Origin of the sequence: Archangium primigenium, assembly GCF_016904885.1 — a bacterium.
Lineage (GTDB): Bacteria > Myxococcota > Myxococcia > Myxococcales > Myxococcaceae > Cystobacter > Cystobacter primigenius.
The window spans coordinates 469847-492658 of the sequence record NZ_JADWYI010000001.1 but is presented as its reverse complement, the minus strand read 5'-3'; the positions used below and the strand labels follow the sequence as shown (position 1 = coordinate 492658).

General features: G+C 71.6%; 20 protein-coding genes. 12 read left to right on the top strand and 8 right to left on the bottom strand.

The genetic code is table 11. The annotated features are described in order from the left end of the window. Window positions 1-3 precede the first annotated feature (3 nt). Both I3V78_RS02105 and I3V78_RS02100 read right to left on the bottom strand, forming a co-directional pair. On the bottom strand, window positions 4-717 hold the full coding sequence (locus I3V78_RS02105; protein WP_204484645.1) for a DNA methyltransferase: 714 nt from the start codon (window positions 715-717) through the stop codon (window positions 4-6). A gap of 14 nt (window positions 718-731) precedes the next feature. Further along, entirely contained in the window at window positions 732-1493 is a 762-nt protein-coding gene (locus tag I3V78_RS02100) for an SDR family oxidoreductase (protein ID WP_204484644.1), read from the bottom strand. 92 nt (window positions 1494-1585) lie between these two features. On the opposite strand from I3V78_RS02100, the gene I3V78_RS02095 reads away from it, so the two are divergent. The 3 genes from I3V78_RS02095 to I3V78_RS02085 all read left to right on the top strand — a co-directional run bounded on the left by I3V78_RS02095 (window position 1586) and on the right by I3V78_RS02085 (window position 6977). Continuing rightward, the gene (locus I3V78_RS02095) at window positions 1586-2899 is read left to right on the top strand and encodes a DUF4032 domain-containing protein (RefSeq protein ID WP_204484643.1); all 1314 of its coding nucleotides are present in this window, start codon (window positions 1586-1588) and stop codon (window positions 2897-2899) included. A gap of 113 nt (window positions 2900-3012) precedes the next feature. Beyond that, window positions 3013-5562, top strand: a complete 2550-nt coding sequence (gene mprF / locus I3V78_RS02090; protein WP_204484642.1) for a bifunctional lysylphosphatidylglycerol flippase/synthetase MprF — start codon at window positions 3013-3015, stop codon at window positions 5560-5562. After that, complete coding sequence (locus I3V78_RS02085) at window positions 5559-6977, top strand: virulence factor family protein (RefSeq protein WP_204484641.1); 1419 nt, start codon at window positions 5559-5561, stop codon at window positions 6975-6977. The genes mprF and I3V78_RS02085 overlap by 4 nt, the downstream gene beginning before the upstream one ends. A gap of 16 nt (window positions 6978-6993) precedes the next feature. Here the strand turns inward: I3V78_RS02085 and I3V78_RS02080 are convergent, their stop codons facing one another. Beyond that, entirely contained in the window at window positions 6994-7638 is a 645-nt protein-coding gene (locus tag I3V78_RS02080; protein WP_204484640.1) for a hypothetical protein, read from the bottom strand. 119 nt (window positions 7639-7757) lie between these two features. On the opposite strand from I3V78_RS02080, the gene I3V78_RS02075 reads away from it, so the two are divergent. Further along, entirely contained in the window at window positions 7758-8573 is an 816-nt protein-coding gene (locus I3V78_RS02075) for an FKBP-type peptidyl-prolyl cis-trans isomerase (RefSeq protein WP_204484639.1), read from the top strand. Here I3V78_RS02075 and I3V78_RS02070 read toward each other — a convergent pair. After that, the gene (locus tag I3V78_RS02070) at window positions 8570-9151 is read right to left on the bottom strand and encodes a nucleotidyltransferase family protein (protein WP_204484638.1); all 582 of its coding nucleotides are present in this window, start codon (window positions 9149-9151) and stop codon (window positions 8570-8572) included. The two genes, I3V78_RS02075 and I3V78_RS02070, sit on opposite strands and share 4 nt — an antisense overlap. A gap of 151 nt (window positions 9152-9302) precedes the next feature. Here I3V78_RS02070 and I3V78_RS02065 point away from each other — a divergent pair, with 151 nt between their 5' ends. The 6 genes from I3V78_RS02065 (at window position 9303) to I3V78_RS02040 (ending at window position 16459) form a co-directional block, all read left to right on the top strand. Then, complete coding sequence (locus I3V78_RS02065; RefSeq protein WP_204484637.1) at window positions 9303-9974, top strand: (2Fe-2S)-binding protein; 672 nt, start codon at window positions 9303-9305, stop codon at window positions 9972-9974. A gap of 4 nt (window positions 9975-9978) precedes the next feature. Continuing rightward, a complete protein-coding gene (locus tag I3V78_RS02060; RefSeq protein ID WP_204484636.1) occupies window positions 9979-10968 on the top strand; it encodes an FAD binding domain-containing protein in 990 nt (329 codons plus the stop codon). A gap of 11 nt (window positions 10969-10979) precedes the next feature. Further along, window positions 10980-13187, top strand: a complete 2208-nt coding sequence (locus I3V78_RS02055; protein ID WP_204484635.1) for a xanthine dehydrogenase family protein molybdopterin-binding subunit — start codon at window positions 10980-10982, stop codon at window positions 13185-13187. Between the two features lie 7 nt (window positions 13188-13194). Then, entirely contained in the window at window positions 13195-14394 is a 1200-nt protein-coding gene (locus I3V78_RS02050) for an XdhC family protein (protein WP_204484634.1), read from the top strand. 79 nt (window positions 14395-14473) lie between these two features. Continuing rightward, on the top strand, window positions 14474-15553 hold the full coding sequence (locus I3V78_RS02045) for a serine/threonine protein kinase (RefSeq protein WP_204484633.1): 1080 nt from the start codon (window positions 14474-14476) through the stop codon (window positions 15551-15553). A 33-nt stretch (window positions 15554-15586) separates the two neighbouring features. After that, entirely contained in the window at window positions 15587-16459 is an 873-nt protein-coding gene (locus I3V78_RS02040; RefSeq protein WP_204484632.1) for a hypothetical protein, read from the top strand. Here I3V78_RS02040 and I3V78_RS02035 read toward each other — a convergent pair. From I3V78_RS02035 to I3V78_RS02020, 4 genes are all read right to left on the bottom strand, one after another. Further along, a complete protein-coding gene (locus I3V78_RS02035; protein ID WP_204484631.1) occupies window positions 16440-16637 on the bottom strand; it encodes a hypothetical protein in 198 nt (65 codons plus the stop codon). The two genes, I3V78_RS02040 and I3V78_RS02035, sit on opposite strands and share 20 nt — an antisense overlap. Before the next feature lie 95 nt (window positions 16638-16732). Then, window positions 16733-17983, bottom strand: coding sequence for an imm11 family protein (locus I3V78_RS02030; RefSeq protein WP_204484630.1), 1251 nt, complete (start codon window positions 17981-17983; stop codon window positions 16733-16735). Window positions 17984-17998: 15 nt separating this feature from the next. Continuing rightward, the gene (locus I3V78_RS02025) at window positions 17999-19282 is read right to left on the bottom strand and encodes an AHH domain-containing protein (protein ID WP_476756482.1); all 1284 of its coding nucleotides are present in this window, start codon (window positions 19280-19282) and stop codon (window positions 17999-18001) included. A gap of 131 nt (window positions 19283-19413) precedes the next feature. Continuing rightward, window positions 19414-21777 carry an isoamylase gene (locus I3V78_RS02020; protein WP_204484628.1) on the bottom strand — a complete coding sequence of 788 codons (2364 nt, stop codon included), beginning with the start codon at window positions 21775-21777 and terminating at the stop codon, window positions 19414-19416. Window positions 21778-22064: 287 nt separating this feature from the next. On the opposite strand from I3V78_RS02020, the gene I3V78_RS02015 reads away from it, so the two are divergent. Further along, entirely contained in the window at window positions 22065-22412 is a 348-nt protein-coding gene (locus I3V78_RS02015; RefSeq protein WP_204484627.1) for a helix-turn-helix domain-containing protein, read from the top strand. Continuing rightward, window positions 22409-22801 (top strand): hypothetical protein, encoded by a 393-nt coding sequence (locus tag I3V78_RS02010; protein WP_204484626.1) that lies wholly within the window; start codon window positions 22409-22411, stop codon window positions 22799-22801. Before I3V78_RS02015 ends, I3V78_RS02010 begins: the two co-directional genes overlap by 4 nt. Window positions 22802-22812: the final 11 nt, after the last annotated feature.

Below are 22812 nucleotides of genomic sequence, written 5' to 3'. Positions count from 1 at the left end.
GGCTCAGTCCGCGTCGTCCTCGGGGCTGGTCTCGGGCTCGCTGTCCCCGAGCGGCATGCGCAGGGCGCGGGCCTTTCGGGCGCGCTTGCGGCTGAGCTCCACGCCCACCGCGTCGAGCCCCAGGTCATTGGCCACCGCGAGTACGGTGCCATGGCCACAGAAGGGGTCCACGATGGTGCGGGTCGGCGTGTGCGAGAGCACGTAGCGGCACGCGGTAAGGCAGGCCTCCACGCCCATGCCGCGCGTCCACGTCACCTCGCCCGCCTGGGGGAGCACGTCCGGCGAGGAGCGGCCCAGGTCCGAGCGGATGCCCCGCGAGAAGCACAGCAGGTGCGAGTAGGCGGGGCGGCCGAACGTCGTCTGTCCCGCCGGGGCGCGGCACACCACCTTGTGCCAGAGCAGGGCGTGGCCGAGCTGCTCCGCCGCCTTCTGCACGAGGTAGCCCTTGTCCACCCAGGTTCCGTCCTTCTTGATGTCGGTCTGGTAGAAGATGGTGACGCCGTCGTCCGGGCAGCGCGAGAGCACGAGCCCGGCGGTGCGCACGAACCACTCCTTCCACTGCTCCAGCGTGTACGAGGGGAACTCGGACACGTCCGGCATGGAGGTGATGAGCGAGCACCCGGTGAGCACGCCCTGGCCCGCGAGCCATTCGAGCGCGTCCGCGCAGTGCACCTCCCGTTTGCCCGAGGCGGGGGCCGGCTGTTCTTCCGAGGCCATCCGTCGCTCCCCGCTCAACGCCGCTTCACGTTGAAGGGGCCGAAGCCCTGGTCCGCGGGCATCACCTCGACCACGTTGATGTTCACGTGCGCCGGCCGCGTCACGCACCAGGTGACCACGTCCGCGATGTCCGCCGGTTGGAGCGCCTCCATGCCCTCGTACACCTTGCCCGCGCGCTGGGCGTCGCCCTTGAAGCGCACCAGCGAGAACTCCGACTCCACCATGCCCGGCTGGATGTCCGTCACCCGCACGCGCGTGCCCGCCAGGTCCGCCTTCACGTTCTGCGAGAACTGGTGCACGAACGCCTTGGTGGCCCCGTACACGTTGCCGCCCGGGTAGGGGTACGTCGCCGCCACCGAGCCCAGGTTCACCACGTGCCCCCGGTTCCGCTTCACCATTCCCGGCAACAGCGCCCGCGTCATGTACACGAGCCCCTTGCAGTTGGTGTCGATCATCGCCTCCCAGTCCTCCAGCACGCCCTCGTGCGCGGGCTCCAATCCCAACCCCAGCCCCGCGTTGTTCACGAGCACGTCCACCTCGGCGAACTCCGGGGGCAGCGTGGCGAGCGAGCGCTCCACCTCCTCCCGGGAGCGAACGTCGAGGATCAAACAATGTGAGGGAGCGTCCAGACGGGCGGCGAGGGCCTGGAGGCGTTCCTCGCGCCGCCCGACCAGAATGACCCGCGCGCCGTGTTGGGACAGCGAGAGGGCGCAGGCCTCGCCGATACCCGAAGTGGCCCCCGTCACCAGGGCCGTCCATCCTTGAATCGTTCGCATATGCGCGATCCTAATGGCGCGCCCGGGGAGTGCACGTGTCTCGCGACCACCATCACCTGAATCCCAGCCGGGGTCCCGGTAGAATCACCCCCATGAACGCGCCTCGTGCCCTCCATGCGATCCACCTTCGCCAGGGTCACCCGGACTTCCTGGACCTCCCCTGGCACCTGCCCTTGGAGAACTGGAACCGCGAGAACTGTCCCCGGCTCGTGGAGGTGCCGCGCGGTCTGTCCCGCCACACGGTCGTCTTCGTGAGCTACGGGGCGGAGATCTACGCGCTCAAGGACCTGCCCGTGCCCATCGGCCAGCGCGAGTACGACGTGCTGCGCGGCCTCGAGGACCGGCGGCTGCCCTCGGTGACGCCCGTGGGCCATGCGAAGGTGCGCGCTCCGGACCAGCCGGGCGGCGAGGTGTCCATCCTCTTCACCCAGTACCTCGCCTCGTCGCTGCCCTACCGCGTGCTCTTCATGAACAAGGGCATGGAGCGCTACCGCGAGCGGCTGTTGGATGCCATGGCGAGCCTGCTCGTGCGACTGCACCTGGGCGGCTTTTATTGGGGCGACTGCTCCCTGTCCAACGTGCTGTTCCGCCGGGACGCGGGCGAATTGCAGGCCTACGCGGTGGATGCCGAGACGTCCGAGCTGCACGCGAAGCTGTCCGATGGCCAGCGTGAGCTGGACCTGGTCATCATGGAGGAGAACGTCACCGGGGGCCTGGCGGACCTGGCGGCGATGGAGGGCGTGGAGCTGCCGGTGGAGCTCGACGTGTACGAGACCGCCCCGAGCATCCGCCAGCGCTACGAGCGGCTGTGGACGGAGATCAACAAGGAGATCTCCATCACCCCGCGGGAGAACTACCGCATCCACGAGCGCATCCGCGCGCTCAACGAGCTGGGCTTCTCCGTGGGCGAGGTGGACCTGGTGGCCAGTGGAGACGGCAGCCAGCTGCGCATGCGCACCATCGTGACGGACCGCGAGTACCACCGCCACCAGCTGCACAACCTCACGGGCGTGGTGGCCGAGGAGCGGCAGGCGGCGATGCTGCTCAACGAGGTGCGCGAGCTCAAGGCCACGCTCACGCGCGAGCTCAACCGCAGCGTGCCCCTGAGCGTGGCGGCGTTCCGCTGGCTCGACGAGCGCTTCCGCGCCACGCTCGGCCGCATCCAGAAGGACCTGGGGGTGGCGGCGGACGAGGCCGAGTTGTACTGCCAGGTGCTCGAGCACAAGTGGTTCCTGTCCGAGCGGGCCAAGAAGGACGTGGGCCTGGAGGCGGCGATGAAGGCCTACGTGAAGCTGCGCCGCGAGCAGCCCATGCCGGCCCTGCTCCGCTCGGAGAACGCGCCGCTGGCGACGGTGGACGGCTCCAGTCGGCCTTCGGGCACCACCAAGACGGTGCCCTCGGCCTGACGGCTGTCCGTTCCTCGATGGAAGGGCTCCGCGGTTTCCACCGGTGAGCACTCGGGCCCTTCCTTGGGGCTCCATGCGTTTGGACGGCGCGAGGCCCTTGTTATGCGGGCCCGATGAAAGCCTCTCGTGTCCTCGCCGCGCTGTTGCCGCTCGCGCTGCTGGGCCTCGCCGTCTGGGTGCTCCACACGGAGCTGCACGACTTCCACTGGCATGACGTGACGCGGGCCCTGGAGGCGCTGCCCGTCTCGCGCGTCGCGCTGGCCGTGCTCGTCACCGCGCTCAACTACGCGCTCCTGTCGCTCTACGACACGCTGGCGCTCACCTACGTCGGCAAGTCGTTGCCCTACCCGCGCGTGGCGATGACGTCCTTCGTGGCCTACGCCTTCGGCAACAACGTGGGCATGTCCATGCTCAGCAGTGCCTCGGTGCGCTACCGCCTGTACTCCGCCTGGGGCCTGGGCGTGGTGGACGTCACCCGCGTGGCGCTCTTCTGCGGCATCACCCTGTGGCTGGGCCTGGGCCTCACCGGCGGCATCGCCCTCATCGCCTCGCCCATCGACGTGCCGCGCCTGGCCGCGCTGCACGGCGGCACGCGGCTCGTCGGCGTCGTCTTCCTCGCCGTGGTGCTCGGCTACGTGGCCCTGTGCGCCGTGCGCCGCGCGCCCCTCGTCGTCCGGGGCCACACGCTGGCGCTGCCCTCGCCCCGGCTCGCCGTGGGGCAGGTGCTCGTGTCCGGCGCGGACTGGCTGCTCGCCGCGGCGGTGCTCTACCTGCTGCTGCCCGAGGGGGCGGGCCTGTCCCTGCCCGCCTTCATCGGCCTGTACATGCTCGGCCAGGTGGCGGGGCTCATCAGCCAGGTGCCCGGCGGCCTCGGCGTCTTCGAGTCCATCCTGCTCGCCGCGCTCACCCCGCGGGTGCCCGCGCCCGCGGTGCTCGGCACGCTCATGGCGTGGCGGGTCGTCTACTACCTGGCGCCTTTCGTCCTCGCGGCGGGGGTGCTGGCGGCGCACGAAGTGCTGCACCGGCGCGAGCAGGTGTCCCGCCTGGTGAAGGGCGCGCATTCCTCGGTGGGGCCGGTGGTGCCGCTCGTCGCCGCCCTGGGCGCGGCGGTGGCCGGCGGCGTGCTGCTCTTCTCCGGCGCGACGCCCACCGTGGCGGATCGGCTGCTCGTGCTGCGCCGCTGGCTGCCCCTGCCGCTGCTGGAGCTCACGCACCTGCTCGGCAGCCTCGTGGGCGTGTCCTTGCTGCTGCTCGGCCGGGGCCTGCAGCGGCGGCTGGACGCGGCGTACGTGCTCACGCTCGGGCTGCTCATGGGGGGCGGCGTGCTGTCGCTCGCCAAGGGCATCGACTACGAGGAGGCCACGCTGCTCTTCGCCCTGGCGCTCGTGCTCGCGCCCTTCCGGAGCCAGTTCTACCGGCACACGTCGCTCTTCGCCGAGCGCTTCAGCGCCCCGTGGCTCGCCGCCATTGGCGCGGTGGTGGCGGCCTCGGTGTGGCTCGGCTTCTTCGCCTACCGGCACGTGGACTACAGCGCGGACCTCTGGTGGCACTTCACCTTCGAGGGGGATGCGCCGCGCTTCCTGCGCGCGTCCGTGGGCGTGGTGGGCGTGGTGCTCCTGTATGGCGTGGCGCGGCTCTTGTCGCCCGCGGCGGTGCGCAGCGCGCCGCCCTCGGAGGAGGCCCTGGCGCGGGCGCGGCCCCTCGTGGCCCAGTCCCCCGAGTCCGCGAGCCACCTGGCCCTGGTGGGGGACAAGGCGCTGCTCTTCAACGAGGGGGGCACGGCCTTCCTCATGTACGGCGTGGCCGGGCGCGCGTGGGTGGCCCTGGGGGACCCCGTGGGCGGCACCCCCGAGGAGGCCACGGAGCTGGCGTGGCGCTTCCGGGAGCTGGCGGACAAGCACCACGGCTGGACGTGCTTCTACCAGGTGGGCCCGGGCTCGCTGCCGCGCTACCTGGACCTGGGCTTGTCCCTGCTCAAGCTGGGCGAGGAGGCCACGGTGCCGCTCGCGGACTTCCGGCTGGACTCGCCCGAGCGCCGCTCCCTGCGCCACGCGCACCGCAAGATGGAGAAGGAGGGGCTTACCTTCGAGGTGGTGCCGCGCGAGGGTGTGGAGCCGCTGCTGCCCCAGCTCCGGGCCATCTCCGACGAGTGGCTCGCGGAGAAGAACACGCGCGAGAAGGGCTTCTCGCTCGGGTACTACTCGGACCGCTACCTGCGCGAGGGCCCGGTGGCGATTGTCCGCCAGGGCGGGGAGATCCTCGGCTTCGCGAACCTGTGGGCGCCCGAGCTCAAGGTGGAGCTATCGGTGGACCTGATGCGCTACCGGCCCCACGCGCCCCGGGGGGTGATGGACCACCTCTTCGTGTCGCTCATGCTCTGGGGCCGCGAGCAGGGCTACGAGCGCTTCAACCTGGGCATGGCGCCCTTCTCGGGCTTCGAGTCGCGGGCGCTCGCGCCCCTGTGGCAGCGCGCCGGCGCGTTCCTCTTCACCCACGGCGAGCACTTCTACAACTTCCAGGGACTGCGGCAGTTCAAGGAGAAGTTCAAGCCGGTGTGGACGCCGCGCTACCTGGCCACGCCGGGCGGGCTCGTGTTCCCCCGGGTGCTCGCGGGCGTGGGCTCCCTGGTTTCCCGTGGTCTCGGCGGATTGGTGGCGCGATGAACGGATGGCATGTGGCGCTGGCCCTGGTGGTGGGCGGGGTCTCCCTGTCGGCGGGCGCGAAGGACACGCTCGCCTTTGGCCGCTTCGGCGAGGTGGCGCTGGTGCGGCCCGCGGGCCCTCCCCAGGGCGTGGTGCTGTTCCTCTCGGGGGACGCGGGCTGGGGCGCGGGCGAGAAGGCCCTGGCGGACACGCTGGCGGCCCGGGGCGTGCTGGTGCTCGGGGTGCGCACGCCCGCGTACCTCGAGGCCGTGGGCAAGGGCACGCACTGCGCCTATCCGGCGGGGGACCTGGAGTCGCTGAGCCAGTACGCCCAGAAGGAGCTGAACCTGCCCGAGTACCAGCACCCGGTGCTCGTGGGGGCGGGGGCGGGGGCGGGGCTCGTGTACGCGAGCCTCGTGGAGGCGCCGGTGAACACCTTCGCGGGCGGCGTGAGCCTGGGCTTCAGCCCGGACGTGCGGATGAAGGCGACGCTGTGCAAGGGCAGCGGGCTCGTGCGCCAGCACACGGGCGGGCACGAGCGGCTCGGGCCCACGCAGGCCGTGCCCGCGCCCTGGCGGGTGCTCGTGGGCGAGCACGACACGGCGCTCGTCCGGGTGAAGGCCTTCACCGATGGGATGCGGGGCGGGGAGACGCGGAGCGTGCCGGGGATGGGCAAGGGCCTCGTGCCCCCCGAGGGGTGGACGGACGCGCTCGTGCGCGCGCGGGAGGAGCTGGGCCGCCGCGCCGCGCCCCCTCCGCCGGTGACGGCCACCCGGGACGACGAGAGCGGCAAGCCCCTGGTGTCCGTGTCGGATCTCCCGCTCATCCAGGTGCCCGCGGGCAAGTCCGGGGGAGATGCCCTGGCGGTGCTCCTGTCGGGGGATGGGGGCTGGGCGGGCATCGACAAGGACGTGGCCTCGGTGTTCGCGGCCGAGGGCGTGCCGGTGGTGGGCTGGGACTCGCTGCGCTACTTCTGGAAGCGGCGCACGCCGGCGGACACGGCGAAGGACCTGGAGCGCGTGCTCGCGCACTACCTCCAGGACTGGAAGAAGACGCGGGTGGTGCTGGTGGGCTACTCGCGCGGCGCGGACGTGCTGCCCGCGGTGGTGGCGAAGCTGTCTCCCCAGGCGCGCGCGAGTGTCCGGGCGCTCGCGCTCATCGCCCCCGGCCAGCAGGCGGAGCTGGAGGTGCACGTGGTGGATCTGCTGGGCGGCGGCGGGGGCGACCCCATCCTCCCGGTGGTGAAGTCGCTCGGGGGCCTGCCCGTGGTGTGCGTGTATGGCGCGGAGGAGGCCGGCGAGAGCCTGTGCCCCCTGCTGTCCGGAGTGCCCGGGGCGCGGGCGGTGAAGCTGGAGGGCGGCCACCACTTCAGCGGGGACTACGCCGCCGTGGGTCGCGCCATCCTGGCCCCCCTGCGCGAGGGCCAGCACCTGTGAGGCGCGGGGCGCGGGCTCAGTGCCCGCCGCCCTTGATCTCGCTGAGCCCCTGGAGCACGTCATCGCCAGTGCACGTGCCCACCACGGTGTGCTTGCGCAGTTGGAAGCGTGTCGGGGCGACGGTGACCTGCTTGGACTCGGGACAATCCAGCCGGGGCTCGTAGCCCGTGGTGCCCTGGAGCTGGAGCGTCAGGTCGAGGGTGCCGTCGTACTCGCCCGGCGCGGGGTCCGACACGTCGACGAAGGGCAGGTCGTGCCCGCGCGACAGGACCACCGTGCCCGTGTAGTCCATCAGGATGCCCTCCAACTTCACCGGGGCGGACGGGTTGGACGAGTCGAGCGTGTACGTGCCATCCGCCAGCTCGCTGTCGAAGACGATGGCCAGCTGCCGCGGAGACTCGTTGGGGCCAGGCTGGTAGCTCAGCTGGGCCTCGAGGGTGTGCTTGCGGGTCTCCAGGTCGTAGGGCGCGGACAGCCGCCACTCCTGAGGCGTCGGGTAGGAGATCTTCTGGCCCGAGCTCTTGCACTCGATGACGACCTCGCCCGTGCCGCTGAGCGTCTGCAGGGAGCCGCGGTCCTCGCCCGTCTTGTCACACGGGAAGGAGCAGGCGGGGACGGCGAGGGCGGCCGCGAGGGGCCAGAGCACTTTCTTCCAAGTCATGCGGGCGCACTCTATCCGACCGTCCGGGGCCTCCGCTTCCTGGTGCCCGGACGGGGAGTGCGCTAGGTGGAGCGCATCACCGGGACCCGCCGTCTTCCGCGCCCGGGAGGAGACACCGCATGACGTCACGCAAGAGCTGGGCAGGGACCGCGCTGGTGCTGTTCACCCTGAGCGGCTGTGCCGCGGAGCGCGCCGCGCAGGCCCCGACGCCTCCGCCGCCCGCCGCCGCGCCGGCCGACGCCGCCGTGGGCGCGCCCCAGACGGAGGAGCAGAAGACGTTCTACGCCCTGGGCAGCACGTTGGGTCGGCAGATCCAGGTGTTCAACATGTCGCCCGAGGATCTGGCGTACATGCAGGCGGGCCTGAGCGCGGAGGTGCTCGGAAAGGAGCCCGCGGTGGACGTGCGGTCCTACGGGCCCCTGATTGTCGAGCTGGCTCGCAACCGCTCCGAGGCCCGGGCCGCCGAGGCGAAGAAGAAGAGCCAGCCCTTCCTGGAAGCGGCCGCCCAGGAGCCCGGCGCCGTGCGCACCGAGTCGGGCCTCATCTACAAGGACCTCACGGTGGGCTCGGGCGCGAGCCCCACGGCGTCCGACACCGTGACGGTGCACTACCGGGGCACGCTCCCGGACGGCAAGGAGTTCGACAGCTCGTATACGCGCAACGAGCCGGCCCAGTTCCCGCTCGACGGCGTCATCAAGTGCTGGACCGAGGGCGTGGCGAAGATGAAGGTGGGCGGCAAGGCCAAGCTCGTGTGCCCGTCCGACCTGGCCTACGGCGACCGCGGCACCCCCGGCATCCCGGGCGGCTCGGCGCTGGTGTTCGAGGTGGAGCTGGTGGATGTGCGGAAGGCCCCGCCGCCGGAGCCTCCGCCCGCCCCCGAGCCCGCGCCCAAGCCCAAGCGGCTGCCGCCCGCGCCGCCCAAGCCCAAGCCCTAGTAGCCGGTGACGGCGCGCTCGCGCAGGCGGATGACGTCCTCTTCCGTGTCCACGTCGAGCTCGCCGCCGTCGAACACCACGGCCTCCACCGCGCGGCCCTCGAACAGGGCCCGCGCGCCCTGGTCTCCCTGGAGCGCGCGCAGCTCGGGCAGCAGCTCGTGGGCCACCAGCGTGGGCACGCCCACCACGCCCTCGTAGGAGGACGCGATGATGGAGGCCTGGGTGAAGCGCCGCGTGTCCGCCATCTCGCGCAGGTGCTCCGCGGTGAGCAGGGGTTGGTCACACGTGAGCAGCAGCACGTTGGTGTCGAGCCCCTCCACGCCCCGGCGGATGGAGCTCGACAGGCCCTCGTGCGCCTGGGTGTTGTGGACACAGGTGACGGGCAGGTCGCTCACGGAGCCGGCGACCTCGTCCGGCAGCAGGCCCGTCACCACCCGCACCGCGCCGATGTCCGCCTCCACGGCGATGCGCGCGGCGCGGTGGACGAGCGTCTCGCCACGCCAGACGACGAGCTGCTTGGGGCGTCCGAGACGACTGGACGCGCCGGCCGCCAGTACCACTACCGTGATCGGTCTCATGCTCGCTCCTCTCCGGGCGGGGGCTCCCGGGATGTGAAGTGTCCGACAGCGATCCGTGCAGGGGGTCGCTCATCCGACAGTCGCTCGCCCTTGTCATATCGCGCTCCCTCGCTCCGGCGTACCGGTGGAAATTCGCGCAGGAGGGCGCACCATGTCCGACCCGAAACGGCCTCTTCCCGCGGGCGCGCGGTGTGACACGCCGCCCGAGGAGGAATCGACGCTGAGCCGGCGGGAATTCGTCGGTACGGCCGTGGCGGGAGGTGCGCTGCTGGCCAGCGGACTGCTCGCTCCCTCGGCCGCTGACGCGGCGAGCCCGAATTTTCCGCCGGGCCTGGATGGACCCCCGGTACCCGCGGTGCCCGTGACGCTGCAGGTGAATGGCCAGACGCATGCGCTGGAGTTGGAGCCGCGCGTCACGCTGCTCGATGCGCTGCGCGAGCACTTGGGTTTGTCTGGCACGAAGAAGGGCTGCGATCTGGGCCAGTGCGGCGCGTGCACGGTGCTCGTGGACGGGCGTCGGGTGAATGCCTGTCTCACGCTCGCGGTGATGCAGCGGGGCAAGGCCATCACCACCATCGAGGGCCTGTCGCGCGGCGAGACGCTGCACCCGGTGCAGGCCGCCTTCCTCGCCCACGACGGCTTTCAGTGTGGCTACTGCACGCCGGGGCAGATCATGAGCGCGGTGGGCTTCTTGAGCGAGCCCTGGGGAACGAGCGACGCGGACATCCGCGAGGGCCTGTGCGGCAACCTCTGCCGCTGCGGGGCGTATCCCAACATCGTGGCCGCGGTGCGCGAGGCGCGCGGCCAGAAGGCGGGAGGGTGAGCGCATGAGGGCCATCGACTACGTCGCCGTGCAGGACGCGCCCGCCGCGCTGGAGCGGCTGTCCGCGCGGCCCCGGGACGCCGTGCCCATCGCGGGGGGCACCAACCTGCTCGACCTGATGAAGCTGCACGTGCACAACCCGGCGCTGCTCGTGGACATCAACGGGCTGCCGCTGGACCGGGTGGAGGAGCTGGAGGGCGGGGCGCTGCGCATCGGCGCGCTCGTGCGCAACAGCGACCTGGCGAACCATCCGCGCGTGCGGGAGCGCTACCCGGTGCTGTCCGAGGCGCTGCTCGCGGGGGCCTCGCCGCAGCTGCGCAACATGGCCACGCTCGGGGGCAACATCCTGCAGCGCACGCGCTGCGCGTACTTCCGGGACGTGTCCCAGGCGTGCAACAAGCGCGAGCCCGGCACGGGCTGCGCGGCGCTGGAGGGCTACAACCGCATGCACGCGGTCCTGGGCACGAGCCCCCAGTGCATCGCGGCCAACCCCTCGGACATGAACGTGGCGCTGGTGGCGCTGGACGCCTCGCTCCAGCTCCAGGGCCCCGAGGGCGAGCGGGACGTGCCCTTCGCCGCCTTCCACCTGGAGCCCGGCGCGCACCCCGAGCGCGAGACGCTGCTCAAGCCCGGCGAGCTCATCACCCACGTGACGCTGCCCGTGTCGGGCTTCGCCGCGCGCTCGCGCTACCTCAAGGTGCGGGACCGGGCCTCGTATGCCTTCGCGCTCGCCTCGGCCGCGGTGGCGCTGGAGCTGGAGGCGGGCACCATCAAGGACGCGCGCGTGGCGCTCGGCGGCGTGGGCACGCGGCCCTGGCGCTCCACCGAGGCGGAGTCGGCGCTCATCGGCCAGAAGGCGGACGAGGTGCGCTTCAAGGCCGCCGCCGCCGCCGCGCTCAAGGGCGCCCGGACCCGCCCCCACAACGCCTTCAAGGTGGAGCTGGCGCGGCGCACGCTCGTGCGCGCCCTGTCGCTCACCGCGGGTCTCCTCTGACGGAGCACACCATGGACAACACGGTAGGCCAGCCGCTGGACCGGGTGGACGGGCGGCTCAAGGTGACGGGCGCGGCGCGCTACTCCGCCGAGTACCCCCACGAGGGCTTGGTGCACGCGGTGATCGTCACGAGCACCATCGCCCGGGGCACCATCACCGGCGTGGACGCGCGCGCGGCCGAGCAGGCGCCGGGCGTGCTTGCGGTCCTCTCGCCGGAGAAGCCGCCCAGGCTCGCCAAGGACCCGGCCAAGAAGCAGAAGCCCCAGGACCGCTTCGTCCACGTGCTGCAGACGCGCCAGGTGGACTCCCAGCACCAGCCGGTGGCGCTCGTCATCGCGGACACGCTGGAGCGCGCCACGCACGCGGCGGCGCTCGTCCAGGTGCGCTACCGCGCGAGCCAGGCCCGGGTGGACCTGAAGGCCGAGCGCTCGCGGGCCTACGCCCCGAAGAAGCAGGCCATGAACGGGCGCGAGGCGGACCTGGTCCAGGGCCAGGCCCCCACGGCGAAGCCGGACGCGCAGGTGGACGCCACCTACGTGACGCCCTACGAGCACCACAACCCCATGGAGCCGCATGCCACCACGGCGGTGTGGGACGGGGACGCGCTCACCGTGTACGACGCCACCCAGGGCGTCTTCAACGCGCGCGATCGCCTGGCGGCGCTCTTCGGCCTGCCGCCGGAGAAGGTGCGCGTCATCACCAAGTTCATCGGCGGCGGCTTCGGGGGCAAGGGCAGCACGTGGGCGCACACGGTGCTCGCGGTGATGGCGGCGCGCGCGGTGTCCCGGCCGGTGAAGCTGGTGCTGCGGCGCGAGCAGATGTTCGGCCCGGTGGGCTTCCGCCCGGAGACGCACCAGCGCGTGCGGCTGGAGGCCCGGAAGGACGGGGGGCTTTTGCGCGTGCGCCATGACGTGCTCACGGCCACCTCCACCTTCGACGAGTTCGTCGAGCCGAGCGCCGCCGTCACCCGCATCCTCTACGCGAGCGAGCAGATCGCCACCTCGCACCGCCTGGCGCGGCTCTCCCTGGGCACGCCCACCTTCATGCGCGCGCCGGGCGAGGCCTCGGGCCTGCACGCGCTCGAGTGCGCCATGGACGAGCTGGCGCACACGCTGGGCATGGACCCCCTCGCGCTGCGGCTGCGCAACCACGCGGACACGGACCCCGAGACGGGCCTGCCCTGGAGCAGCAAGTCGCTCAAGGAGTGCTACCGCGTGGGCGCCGAGCGGTTCGGCTGGGCCCGGCGCGACCCCACCCCGCGCGCCATGAAGGACGGCCGCACGCTCATCGGCTGGGGCATGGCCACCGCCACCTACCCGGTGCGCCGCTCCAAGGCGGGCGCCCGGGCCACGCTCCTGCCGGACGGGCACGCCCGGGTCGTCTCCGGCTCGCAGGACCTGGGCACCGGCGCCTACACCGTGTTCACCCAGGTGGCCGCCGACGCGCTCGGCCTCATGCCCGCGCAGGTGTCCTTCGATCTGGGCGACACCCGGATGCCCCAGACCCCCGTGTCCGGCGGCTCCCAGACGACGGCCAGCGTGGGCTCGGCGGTGAAGCTCGCGGCGCGCGCCCTGCGCGACAAGGCCATCGCCCTGGCGGTGGCGGACCCGGGCTCGCCCCTGCACGGGCTCCCGGCCGGGGACGTGACGGTGGAGCGGGGCCAGCTCGTGGCGGGCGGGAAGAAGGACAGCTATGCCGCGCTCCTCCAGCGCCAGAAGTTGGGCACCCTGGAGGCCGAGGCGGAGTCCGAGCCGGGCAAGGAGAAGGAGCAGTACGCCATGCACTCCTTCGGCGCCCAGTTCTGCGAGGTGCGCGTGGACCCGGACCTGGGGGAGGTGCGGGTGAGCCGATGGGTGGGCGTGTACGGCGCGGGCACCATCCTCAACCCCAAGACGGCCCGGAGCCAGATGTATGGCGGTATCGTCATGGGCATCGGCATGGCGCTCATGGAGCACTCGGTGGTGGACCCGCGCAGCGGGCGCTTCATCACCCGGGACCTGGCGGACTATCATGTGCCGGTGAATCCGGACGTGCCGGACATGGACATCCTCTTCGTGCCGGAAGACGACCCGCATGTGAATCCCATCGGGGTCAAGGGCATCGGAGAGATTGGCATCACGGGGGTGAGCGCGGCCATCGCCAACGCGGTGTTCCACGCCACGGGCCGGCGGGTGCGCGAGTTGCCGTTGACGTTGGACCGGATTCTCCAGGAGACGTGAACCCCCCATGCGAGAGCTGAGCGAGATCCTCACGGCCTGGCGGTCCGCCCGGAATAGCGCCGAGCCGCTCATCCTCGCGACGATCGTCCGCGTGGAGGGCTCGACGTACCGGCGGCCCGGCGCGCGCATGCTCATGACGGGCGAGCGCCAGCTCGCCGGCGGCATCAGCGGGGGCTGCCTGGAGTCGGACGTGCTGCGCAAGGCGCTCTGGCGCACCGCCCAGGGCGAGTCCGTGGTCATCCAGTACGACTCGCGCGCGGACGACGAGTTCGCCTTCACCATGGGCCTGGGGTGCAACGGGCTCGTGGAACTGCTGCTCGAGCGCCTGGACCCCGCCCGGCCCCAGGTCCTGGACTTCCTGGCGCGCGGCCAGGAGGAGCGCGTGGCGGTGGCGGTGGCCACGGTGGTGGTGGCCGCCGAGGGCCGCGAGCGCGTGGGGGCGCGGGTGATGCTGGACGCGCGCGGGCGCCTGGAGGCCACGGTCGAGGACGCGGCCCTGCGCGACGTGCTGCGCGAGGACCTGGAGCGGGTGCTGGCGGGCGGGCGCGCGGGCTACGTGCGGCGGGAAACGGCCGCGCGCGTGGTGGAGGTGGCGCTCGAGGTCGTGCAGCCCCCGGTGCCGCTCCTCATCTTCGGCACGGGCGTGGACGTGGTGCCGGTGGTGGACCTGGCCAAGACGGTGGGCTGGCACGTGACGGTGGTGGGCACGCGGCCCGCGGGCAACCTGCGCCTGCGCTTTCCGCGCGCGGATGCGTGGGTGGCCTCGCGCCTGGACAAGGCCCTGGCGGGGCTCACCCTGGACGCGCGCACGCTCGCGCTGCTCATGACGCACAACTACCCCGAGGACGAGGCGGTGCTCGCGCCCCTCATCGCCTCGCCCGTGCGCTACATCGGCGTGCTCGGGCCCCGCCGGCGCACCGAGCGGCTGCTCGCGGGCCCCACGGTGCGCGACGCGCGCCCCACCGCCGAGCAGCTCGCGCGGGTGTACGGGCCCATGGGCCTGGACATCGGCGCGGAGGGCGGAGACGAGATCGCCCTGTCCATCGTCGCCGAGCTCCAGGCCTTCCTGTCCGGACGCCCGGGCGGCGCCCTGCGCGAGCGCACCACCCCCATCCACCCCGAGCCGGAGCAGTCCACCCCGCGCTCGCTGCCGCTGCCGGAGGAGAACGTCCTTCCGGTGAGCTGTGCCCTGACGGCCGCGTCCTGAGACCGCGCGTCAGGTGGGAAAGGGGCAACCCCTCGGGTCATTCAGACGGCCGCCACACCGGAAGTAGGGTCCCGGCCGCATGTCTGGCTTCAAAATTCCTTCCTGGCTCCTGCCCGACCCCGACCCCCGGGGCTCCGGGCCGCTCTTGTTCTCGGTGGGCCACACCGACTACGAGCGCATCCGTTTTCTCTCCGAGGGCCCCGACGGCGAACAGGTGCTCCTGGGCTGGCGGCACAGCCCCGGTTACCTGTCCGAGCGGGTCGTCATCCGCTGCCTGACGCGTCCGCACCCGAGGCCCGAGGCGTGGCGGCGGGTGGTGGAGTCGGCCCTGCCCGTGCGCCTGGAGCACCCGAGCCTCGCCCGGGTGATTGAAATGCAGCGCCGACGCCACGTGCACTACACGGTGGTGGAGTACGTGGAGGGGTGCTCGGTGGCGGACGTGCTGCGCGACGCGGCGCGGCGGGGCCGGCCCCTGAGCGAGGCGTTCGCGCTGTATGTCGGCGCCCAGGTGGCCGGGGCGCTCCACCAGGCCCACTCCTTCACGCTCCACCCCCTGCACCCCGAGGGCCTGGTGCACCGGGACGTGTCGCCCGCGCACATCCGCCTGGGCCGGGAGGGCCGGGTGGTGCTCACGCACCTGGAGACGGTGTGGTCCTGCCTGCCCGAGCGGGACCCGACGGCGGGCGGGGGGCCTCCGGGCGGGCTCGACTACACGGCGCCGGAGCGGCTGCTGCCGGAGTTCAAACCCTGGCGCCAGTCCTCGCGGGCGGACCTGTTCTCCCTGGGCGTGGTGCTGCTCGAGCTGCTCACGGGCCGGCGCCTCTACGCGGTGCCCACGCTGGAGCGGCGCGTGGACTACGGGCGGCGGCTGCTGGAGTCCCTGCGCGAGGAGCGGCCCCCCGAGGCCCTCCGGGCCGTGGAGGACGCGGTGCTGCGGGCGGAATTGCTCATGCCCCGGGACGTGGAGGAGGCCACCCAGGGCGTGTCCGAGCCCGTGCGCCAGGTGCTGCGCGCGCTGCTGCGGGGCGACCCCGCGGAGCGCCATGACTCGGCCGGGCGGCTGGAGGCGGAATTGCGCGCGTGCCTCAAGCGCCACAGCCGCTGGTACGGCGCCCGGAGCGCCCGGCGGGAGCTGGCCCTCCTACAGAAGGCGATTTGACTCCACCCACCGGTTTCGCTTTCCATGGGAAACATGAAAAACCCACTTCATGTGCTTTCCTCGGTGGCGGTGCTGGCCTCGGCGTGTGGCGGGGAGGCGCCGGGCGGTGACGGCGCGGCGGAGTCCCTGGCCACGAAGGCGCAGGCGGCCTACGCGGGCGTGAACGGCGGCTACTGCCTGGCGAGCCCCTACAACTGCAAGCTGCGGGTGGACGGGGGCAACCGGGTGGAGACGAACGACCCGGCGGACGACAACTGGGGCCTCACGACGGGCGTGCCCATCCGGGATGGGGACGGCACGGTGGTGGGCACCAACACCCGCACGAGCGCGGCCTTCAACCATGGCCAGACGCGGGTGTTCGCGGGCGAGACGCATGCCTTCGCGGTGTCCACGTCCAACTCGAGCGCCGGGTGGCTGCCCGTCTCGAGCATCCTGGGCCGCACGTCCTTCGAGAACAAGGTGGGGCACGTGTCGGCGCTGGGCTCGGGGCTGGCGAAGCTGGGCTGCTACGCCGTGCGCAACACGCACGACCCGGTGCTGGAGCTCAAGAAGGTGGTCTACGACAGCGACGCGACGCACGAGCGCGCCGGGGACTACCTGCCGCTCGTGCGGGCCAATGGCCAGCGCTCGGTGAACCTCGCCTTCAACGTGCCGGGCTTCGCGCTGGGCGGCCCCGCGGTGGACCACTTCCCGGCGGGCACGAAGTTCCAGCGCCTGGACGTGCCCACGGACACGGGGGTGCCGTCCATCGACATTCCCTTGTGGGTGCAGGACAGCGTGGGCCGCTACCGCAAGCAGTCCGGGACGATGAAGTTCCTCTACGGGTACGTCATCGCGGCCACGGGCACCAAGCGCAACGGCTGGATGGCGTACGACGCGCTGGCGGTCAGCTCCGGCTGTCCGTGAGGGATGAGGGCTGCTCGTGGGAGCGCCCGGGCAGCACGCCGCGGCGCGAGGTGGTGAAGCCGTCCTCCTGCTCCGCCTCCGAGGCCTCCCACTCCTCCAATTCCCGGCGGGCCCGCCGCTGGATCTCCTCCAGGGTGGCGGGCTGGCGTTTCTTGGGTCCGAACAGGGGGGGATTCATGTGACACCTCCTGCTCACGCATAACGACTTCCCCTCGGGCGCGCGGCAGTCGGGCGGACACCCGCTGCTCCCCTGGGCCGGACAGCGGGCGGAGGCTAGGGCGTCAGGGCGGGGCGGCGTGCCTGGCTCAGGTGCGGTGACGGCTCATGCTGGAGCCGTGTGGCGAGCAGGGCCAGGCCGTCCTCGCCGCGTGAGCGAAGCCAGAGGAGCTCCGAGGCCAGCAGGGCCTTCACGGTGACGAGCTTCACGAGGCCCGCGGGCAGGGTGAAGCAATCGGGGAGGGCCGGGGTGGGCAGCCCGAGCACGACGCCCACGGTTCCCTCGGCAGAGCGCAGCGCCTTGGGCATGTCCTTGCCCGGGACTTCGACGAGGCAGAGGCCAATGAGAGCGCGCTCGCGCACCGGCGCGTGCTCGGCGAGTTCAGTGCTCACCCGTTGCAGCAGCAGGGTGGGCCAGCTCGTGTAGAGCCGGGGAAAGGTGGCATCCGTCTCCAGGGAGAGTTCGAGGCCGAAGCCCACCGAGTCCTCGGTGCTGTCGAGGAAATAATCAGAGAGCCCGTCGGTGACGATCAACGTGTGGCCATTCGGGCGGCGGATGACACGCCAGATCTGCCGATGGGAGGGCCAGGGACCGAAGCCGACGAGGGGAATGGTGTCGGTGTCCAGGGTTCCGAGGGTCCTCCAAAAAGCATCGCGGGCGCGGTCAACGCGCTCGCGTCGGGCGCGGGCCGCGCGGGCCCAGGCTTTTTCCTCGGCCGAGAGGTCACTCGGGCCCGTGACTTCCTCGAAGCGAAGGCCCGTGGCGCCCGTGTCCTCCAGCGCCTGTTTGACGTGCTCGGAGACGAGCAGATTCACCCAACCCCAGGTGCGAAAGACCCGCGCGTCGCCCACCTTCGTCGGATCGATGCGCAGGCCCTGCACGGAGCGGTAGCGGCCCGTTCGATCCGGGCGCCCGTCCTCGGGTTTCCAGTACTCGACGGAGGAAGATTGCTCATCGTCGATGCATTTCTCCACGCGGGTGCTGACGAGGATGAAGAACGGCTCGGGATGGGCCTCGACGCTCACGGGAATGAGCTGGATGTCATGAGGCGCCAGCGCGGAGAAGACGGCGGCGGCCTTGGCGGAGACGAGCGGGACGCCAAGGCCTGCTTCGGTGTAGTCCAGTGCCGTGCCGTCGTGGGCTCGGAGGGGAATCCGCAGCGGCCCCTCGACGGAGACGGGCGCTCCCTTCCTGAAGGCGGCGTCATCCCATTCGTGGCCCCGCCCATCCACGGGTGTTCCCAGGTCCCACCGGCCCGGCGCCTCGACGTCGTCGCGAAGGATGAAGAAGCGGGAGGGAGGGTTCATGGACGGGGGGTGCTTCTAGAGAGAGAGGAGCTTGTGCAGATCGGAGGTCGGGTCGGCGAGTTCCCGCATCATCTTTCTCAGCTCGGACGTCAGCGCTTCGCGGCATGGGGTGGTGCCAGGACAACCGTCGGTCGTCTCCATGAGCCGTTCATGGACGCGTGCGTGGTACTTCTCCGGGTGGGGTCCCCGGTGGGCCTCGAGGATGGCCTTGTTGGCGGGGTCTTCCATCGACATGCCGGCCTTGTCGAAGATTTTCTTGAACCGAGGCGTCCACGGTCCACCCCGCGCCGTGGAGACGTTGTTCTCCACCGTGGCGATGTGGTGCACCTGGGGCCCACTCCGGGCCGCCATGCTCAAGGCATTGGCGGGCAGTACGACCTGGAGCGTGCCCTCGGTGACGGCCACCTGGATCCGCTCCGCGTCCCGTGCCGTTTCCAGTAGACGGACGCCTTGCGCACCGGCCGCGCTCGCCGCCCGGGAGAAGCCCGGGAGCGTGGGGGCTCGGGAGAGCAGCGCTCCACCGCCGCTCAGGGACGCCGTTCCCAGCAGCAGCAGGATGCGCACGCTGTTGGGTCCGATGACCGCACCGAAACGCTCGCCCGCCGCGCGCACCTGGGCGAAGGTGGTGGCCGTCTCGGCGTCCGCGGAGAGCTGGAGCCAGGCGTGGAGCAGGTCGAGGAGCTCCCAGCCCAGGTAGGCCCAGAGCAGGACGGTGAGGGCCGTGGCCACGCCCTTGGTGATGGGCTCGGGGGCGGTGAGCAGGACGAGGTAGCCGGTGAGCGTGAGGCTGAGTGTGGTCCACAGCTGGGAGGCGTTGACGAGGGCGCGTGCTTCGGCGTCCAGGGCGTCCAGGGCCGAGTGGACCGCGAGGGCCAGGGCGAGGTCGCGTCGGTCGCGACCATCGAGGTGGGGGCCATCCTCCAGCAGGCGCAGGCAGTCGCCCGCCGAGCCGCGACGGTCGCAGAAGGCCGCATAGGCGCGTGGTAGCTCCGTACCCCGCTCCGTGGAATGGGAGACCCGCAGCATCCGGGGCCAGCGCGAGGGCGGAGGCGAAGCGGCATGCACGCGCAGGGGCGTGTGAAGCCATGCGGTGGCCAGGGAGGTGGCGACCGCGGAGGCGTCGAGTCGCACCGCGCCGAAACGCGCGGGCAGGTCCTGGGTGAGGGCGGGCTTTGGCGGTGGCCGAGGTGCGTGGGCGGCACAACCCCACTGCGTGCCCATCAGGACCAGGACAAGCACGCGGAGCCATGTCCGCCAACGCGCGGCGCTTCCGGGTGGAGCCGGTGAAGGCATGGGCATGCGCCCATGTTCCCGAATCACCGGAGGGTTGGCCATACCTCGAAGGGTTTTCCCTTGAGTGCCGCTTGGAAACGCGCGGGGCGCGGCCCTGTCCTGGCGCCGCGCCCCGCTTGGACTTCCCGTGTCTGGGATTACTTCGCGATCAGCACCACGAGGCCCCGGGCGCACACGCCATAGGTGGCGCCCTCGCCGCCCACGGCCGGCTCCGAGCCGGGGCTGGACACCTGGCTGGCGCCCTCGGCCCAGTTGCAGGTGTCCGTCACGCGGTACCACTGCTTGCCATTGAAGGCCCAGGGCAGCTTGAAGTCCACCGCGCCGCTCCAGCCGTTGTAGGCCACGTAGATGGCCGCGGCCGAGTCACCGAACTCCGTCCCGTCGATGCGGAAGGCGAGCGAGTGGTTGTTGCCATCGCCCATGTAGCCCGAGTCCGCCACCGCGCCGTCCGGACGGAACCAGCGCAGCTGCTCCATCACGTTGCCGTTGGTGTCCGAGGCGCTGTAGAAGTTGGCCGGACGCAGCGCCGGGTGCGCCTTGCGGAAGGCGATGAGCCGCTGGGTGAACGTCTTGAAGTTCGTCTGGTCCGTGCTCAGCCCGTAGTTGAGCCAGTTGGCGCTCGAGTCCAGGTTGTACACGTTGTTGTTGCAGTACTGGGTGCGCAGGAACTCGTCACCGCCGTTGAACATGGGCACGCCCGCGCTGACCATCACGAAGGCCATGCCGTTGCGCGCCGCGCGGCGCTGGTCCGCGCCCGCCCCGCCCTGGTCCCACGAGGTGTTGTGGTCCTCGCCGCCGTCCGAGGGGCCGTAGGGCCACGCCTGGTTGTTGCTCTTGTTGTTGCAGCTGTAGAGGTCCTTCAGGGTGAAGCCGTCGTGGGCCACCATGAAGTTGATGGAGTGCGAGGGCCGGCGGCCATCATCCCCATACAGGTCCGAGGAGCCCGCGAAGCGCGCGGCGAGCTGCCCCGGCGTCACCGTGCTCATGCCCATCTCGTTCTGGTCCTTGCGGAACGTGTCCCGGTAGGTGCCGTTCCACTCGGCCCAGCCGCTCGGGAAGTTGCCCACCTGGTAGCTGTTGCCGCCAATGGCCCAGGGCTCGGCGATGAGGTCCACGCCCGTGCCGCCCCCGACGGCGCGCGGCGACAGGCTGTTCCAGATGCGGTTGAGCGCCGTGCCGCTCGTCATCTTGTCGTAGTTGAAGCAGCCGTGCTCACACGTGTTGCCGAGCACCGACGCCAGGTCGAAGCGGAACCCGTCCACGCCCAGCTCGTCCTTCCAGTAGTTGAGCGAGTCGACGATGAGGTTCTGCGCCACGGCGTTGCGGGTGTTGAAGTTGCCGCCCACGCCCGTGTTGTCCCAACTGCTCTGCATGTCGCTGGTGAGGCTGTAGTACGTGGGGTTGTCCAGGCCCCGGTACGACAGCACGTTGTAGGTGGTCTTGTCCGTGGCGCTCCACGAGCCGCCCTCGCCCGTGTGGTTGTAGACCACGTCGATGAAGACCTTGATGCCCTGGTCGTGGAAGGCCTTCACCATCTCCTGGAACTCGCGCGTGGGGCCGCCCGCGCTCTTGTCCGAGGAGTAGCGCCGGTCCGGGGCGAAGTAGTTGAGCGTCATGTACCCCCAGTAGTTGTCGTCCTGGGTGCTCGTGGCGTTCACGTCGTTGTCGTCGTTGTCCGTCTCCTGCACGGGCAGGAACTCCACCGCCGTGACGCCCAGCGCCGCGAGCGACGCGGCCTTCATCCCCGCGCCCTTGTACGTGCCCCGGTAGGCGCTCGCGATGCTCGTGTCGCCCATGGTGAGGCCGCGCACGTGCACCTCGTAGATGATGTCGTCCTTGAGCGCGCGCGTGGGCTTGGTGCCGTAGGCCCGCGCGATCGGCGGCAGCACGATGCTCTTGGTCGCCTGGGCCCCGCTGTCGATGTTGCGGTAGTTCGGGCCCGACGCGTAGAGGGTCCCGTTGGTCGTCACCGGGTTGGTGGGATCATGGGAGATCTCCAGCGCGTACGGGTCCATGAGCAACTTGTTGGGGTTGAACCGGTTGCCCGCGCTGTCCACGTCCGACTTGAAGCCCGTGGCGCTGCCCTTCTTCCACGTCGAGTCGTACGTCCAGTTGGGGCCCCACGCGCGGTAGCCGTAGTACACCGCGCCCGTGATGCCCGCGTTCTTGAGCGTGGTGACGGAGGCCGTCTTGGTCCACACGTTGGTGCTGGTGTTCTTGGTGAGCACGTAGCTCAGCACCTCCTGGGCCCCCTGCGGCGTCTTGTAGAGGTAGACCTCGATGCGCGTGGCGCGCGCGGAATAGACGTTGAAGGTGATGTTGGCCTGGGAGGCGTCGTACTGGGCGCCGAGCGTCCAGGACAGGTCCGCCTGCTGCGTCTGGCCCTCGATGTCCGGGGCGCCCTCGGGGAGGACGGACTCCGGCGTGGGCCCACAGGAGAGGACGGCACCGGCGGTGAGCAGGGCCCGCCAGGTCGGACGGGGGAGGGGGCTTTTCTTCATCGGAGGGACTCCCAGCGCGGTGGAGGGGGTTGAGCCACGACGGGCCCGCGCCTGCCTGTCGGCCCTGGTTTTCCACCACCCCTTCGACGCGTGAGTCAATCCAGCGAAGGGCGAAAATGCCGCGATGTCCGAAACGCGCCGCGTCGTGACGCCCGGGCCGGGCGGATGCCACCCGGGGTCGGGGCGGGGGCCGGACCCTACTTGCCGAGGCGGGAGCGCCGCTCATGACCGCCGGAATCGGATGACCTGTTGAACTGACGTCCCGGGTCGCTAGGGTAGGGGCCACCATGCCAAGTCACCTCTCCCCTGGTGTCCGCGAACAACTGGCCGAGTCGCTCCGGGACTCGCTGCGCACCGCCCGCCTGGGCGCGGCGCTCTCCCAGCAGGAGATGGCGCGTCGGATCGGCGTGGGCGTGTCCACCTACATGCGCCTGGAGCGGGGGAAGATGGCGCCCGGCCCGGCCACCCTGCGCCGGCTGGGCCAGACCCTGTGTCTGTCGTTGGATGCGCTGGTGGGCCCCGCGTGCGCCGCCGCCGTGGGCCTGGAGACGCCGCGCCGTCCCGCGCGCCGCCGGCGGACACGTGCGCCGCGCAAGCAGGTGCTGCCGCTGCTGCTCCTGGTGGACGTGGGATGATCCGCCGCTTCCTGTTCTGCCTGCTCCAGGGCGAGCGCTTCTCGCCCGCGCTCGCCGTGGAGCGCACGGCCCTGCCGCTCGTGGACGCGAACGAGCCGGGGGAGGTGGTGCCCTCGGGCCGCTACGCCGGCGTGGCCCGGGCCCAGGGCAGCGCGCTGCTGCCGCTGCTCGACGACGACGTGGCCCCGGGCGCCTCCCTGCGCGGCCCGCTGCACGAGCTCAAGGCGGCGCTGCCCACCCTGCGCTCGCTGGGCGCCACCGAGGCCACGCTCTCACTGCTCGTCGCCTACGACGGGCCGTGCCACTTCGCCTTCTCGCCGGAGGAGCTGGCGGAGCTGGCCGCGCTCGGGCTGCCCCTGGACGTGTCCTGCCACCCGGGCGCGGCGTAGACTCGGGGACG

What these genes read in the sequence shown, in the direction of transcription:
- I3V78_RS02010 (WP_204484626.1), top strand. Translation starts at nt 22,409, where the DNA reads ATGATCCGCCGCTTCCTGTTCTGCCTGCTCCAGGGCGAGCGCTTCTCG.
- I3V78_RS02030 (WP_204484630.1), bottom strand. Translation starts at nt 17,983, where the DNA reads ATGAACCCTCCCTCCCGCTTCTTCATCCTTCGCGACGACGTCGAGGCG.
- I3V78_RS02015 (WP_204484627.1), top strand. Translation starts at nt 22,065, where the DNA reads ATGCCAAGTCACCTCTCCCCTGGTGTCCGCGAACAACTGGCCGAGTCG.
- I3V78_RS02080 (WP_204484640.1), bottom strand. Translation starts at nt 7,638, where the DNA reads ATGACTTGGAAGAAAGTGCTCTGGCCCCTCGCGGCCGCCCTCGCCGTC.
- I3V78_RS02050 (WP_204484634.1), top strand. Translation starts at nt 13,195, where the DNA reads ATGCGAGAGCTGAGCGAGATCCTCACGGCCTGGCGGTCCGCCCGGAAT.
- I3V78_RS02085 (WP_204484641.1), top strand. Translation starts at nt 5,559, where the DNA reads ATGAACGGATGGCATGTGGCGCTGGCCCTGGTGGTGGGCGGGGTCTCC.
- I3V78_RS02105 (WP_204484645.1), bottom strand. Translation starts at nt 717, where the DNA reads ATGGCCTCGGAAGAACAGCCGGCCCCCGCCTCGGGCAAACGGGAGGTG.
- I3V78_RS02065 (WP_204484637.1), top strand. Translation starts at nt 9,303, where the DNA reads ATGTCCGACCCGAAACGGCCTCTTCCCGCGGGCGCGCGGTGTGACACG.
- I3V78_RS02020 (WP_204484628.1), bottom strand. Translation starts at nt 21,777, where the DNA reads ATGAAGAAAAGCCCCCTCCCCCGTCCGACCTGGCGGGCCCTGCTCACC.
- I3V78_RS02035 (WP_204484631.1), bottom strand. Translation starts at nt 16,637, where the DNA reads ATGAATCCCCCCCTGTTCGGACCCAAGAAACGCCAGCCCGCCACCCTG.
- I3V78_RS02070 (WP_204484638.1), bottom strand. Translation starts at nt 9,151, where the DNA reads ATGAGACCGATCACGGTAGTGGTACTGGCGGCCGGCGCGTCCAGTCGT.
- I3V78_RS02095 (WP_204484643.1), top strand. Translation starts at nt 1,586, where the DNA reads ATGAACGCGCCTCGTGCCCTCCATGCGATCCACCTTCGCCAGGGTCAC.
- I3V78_RS02055 (WP_204484635.1), top strand. Translation starts at nt 10,980, where the DNA reads ATGGACAACACGGTAGGCCAGCCGCTGGACCGGGTGGACGGGCGGCTC.
- I3V78_RS02075 (WP_204484639.1), top strand. Translation starts at nt 7,758, where the DNA reads ATGACGTCACGCAAGAGCTGGGCAGGGACCGCGCTGGTGCTGTTCACC.
- I3V78_RS02100 (WP_204484644.1), bottom strand. Translation starts at nt 1,493, where the DNA reads ATGCGAACGATTCAAGGATGGACGGCCCTGGTGACGGGGGCCACTTCG.
- I3V78_RS02060 (WP_204484636.1), top strand. Translation starts at nt 9,979, where the DNA reads ATGAGGGCCATCGACTACGTCGCCGTGCAGGACGCGCCCGCCGCGCTG.
- I3V78_RS02045 (WP_204484633.1), top strand. Translation starts at nt 14,474, where the DNA reads ATGTCTGGCTTCAAAATTCCTTCCTGGCTCCTGCCCGACCCCGACCCC.
- I3V78_RS02040 (WP_204484632.1), top strand. Translation starts at nt 15,587, where the DNA reads ATGAAAAACCCACTTCATGTGCTTTCCTCGGTGGCGGTGCTGGCCTCG.
- mprF (WP_204484642.1), top strand. Translation starts at nt 3,013, where the DNA reads ATGAAAGCCTCTCGTGTCCTCGCCGCGCTGTTGCCGCTCGCGCTGCTG.
- I3V78_RS02025 (WP_476756482.1), bottom strand. Translation starts at nt 19,282, where the DNA reads ATGCCCATGCCTTCACCGGCTCCACCCGGAAGCGCCGCGCGTTGGCGG.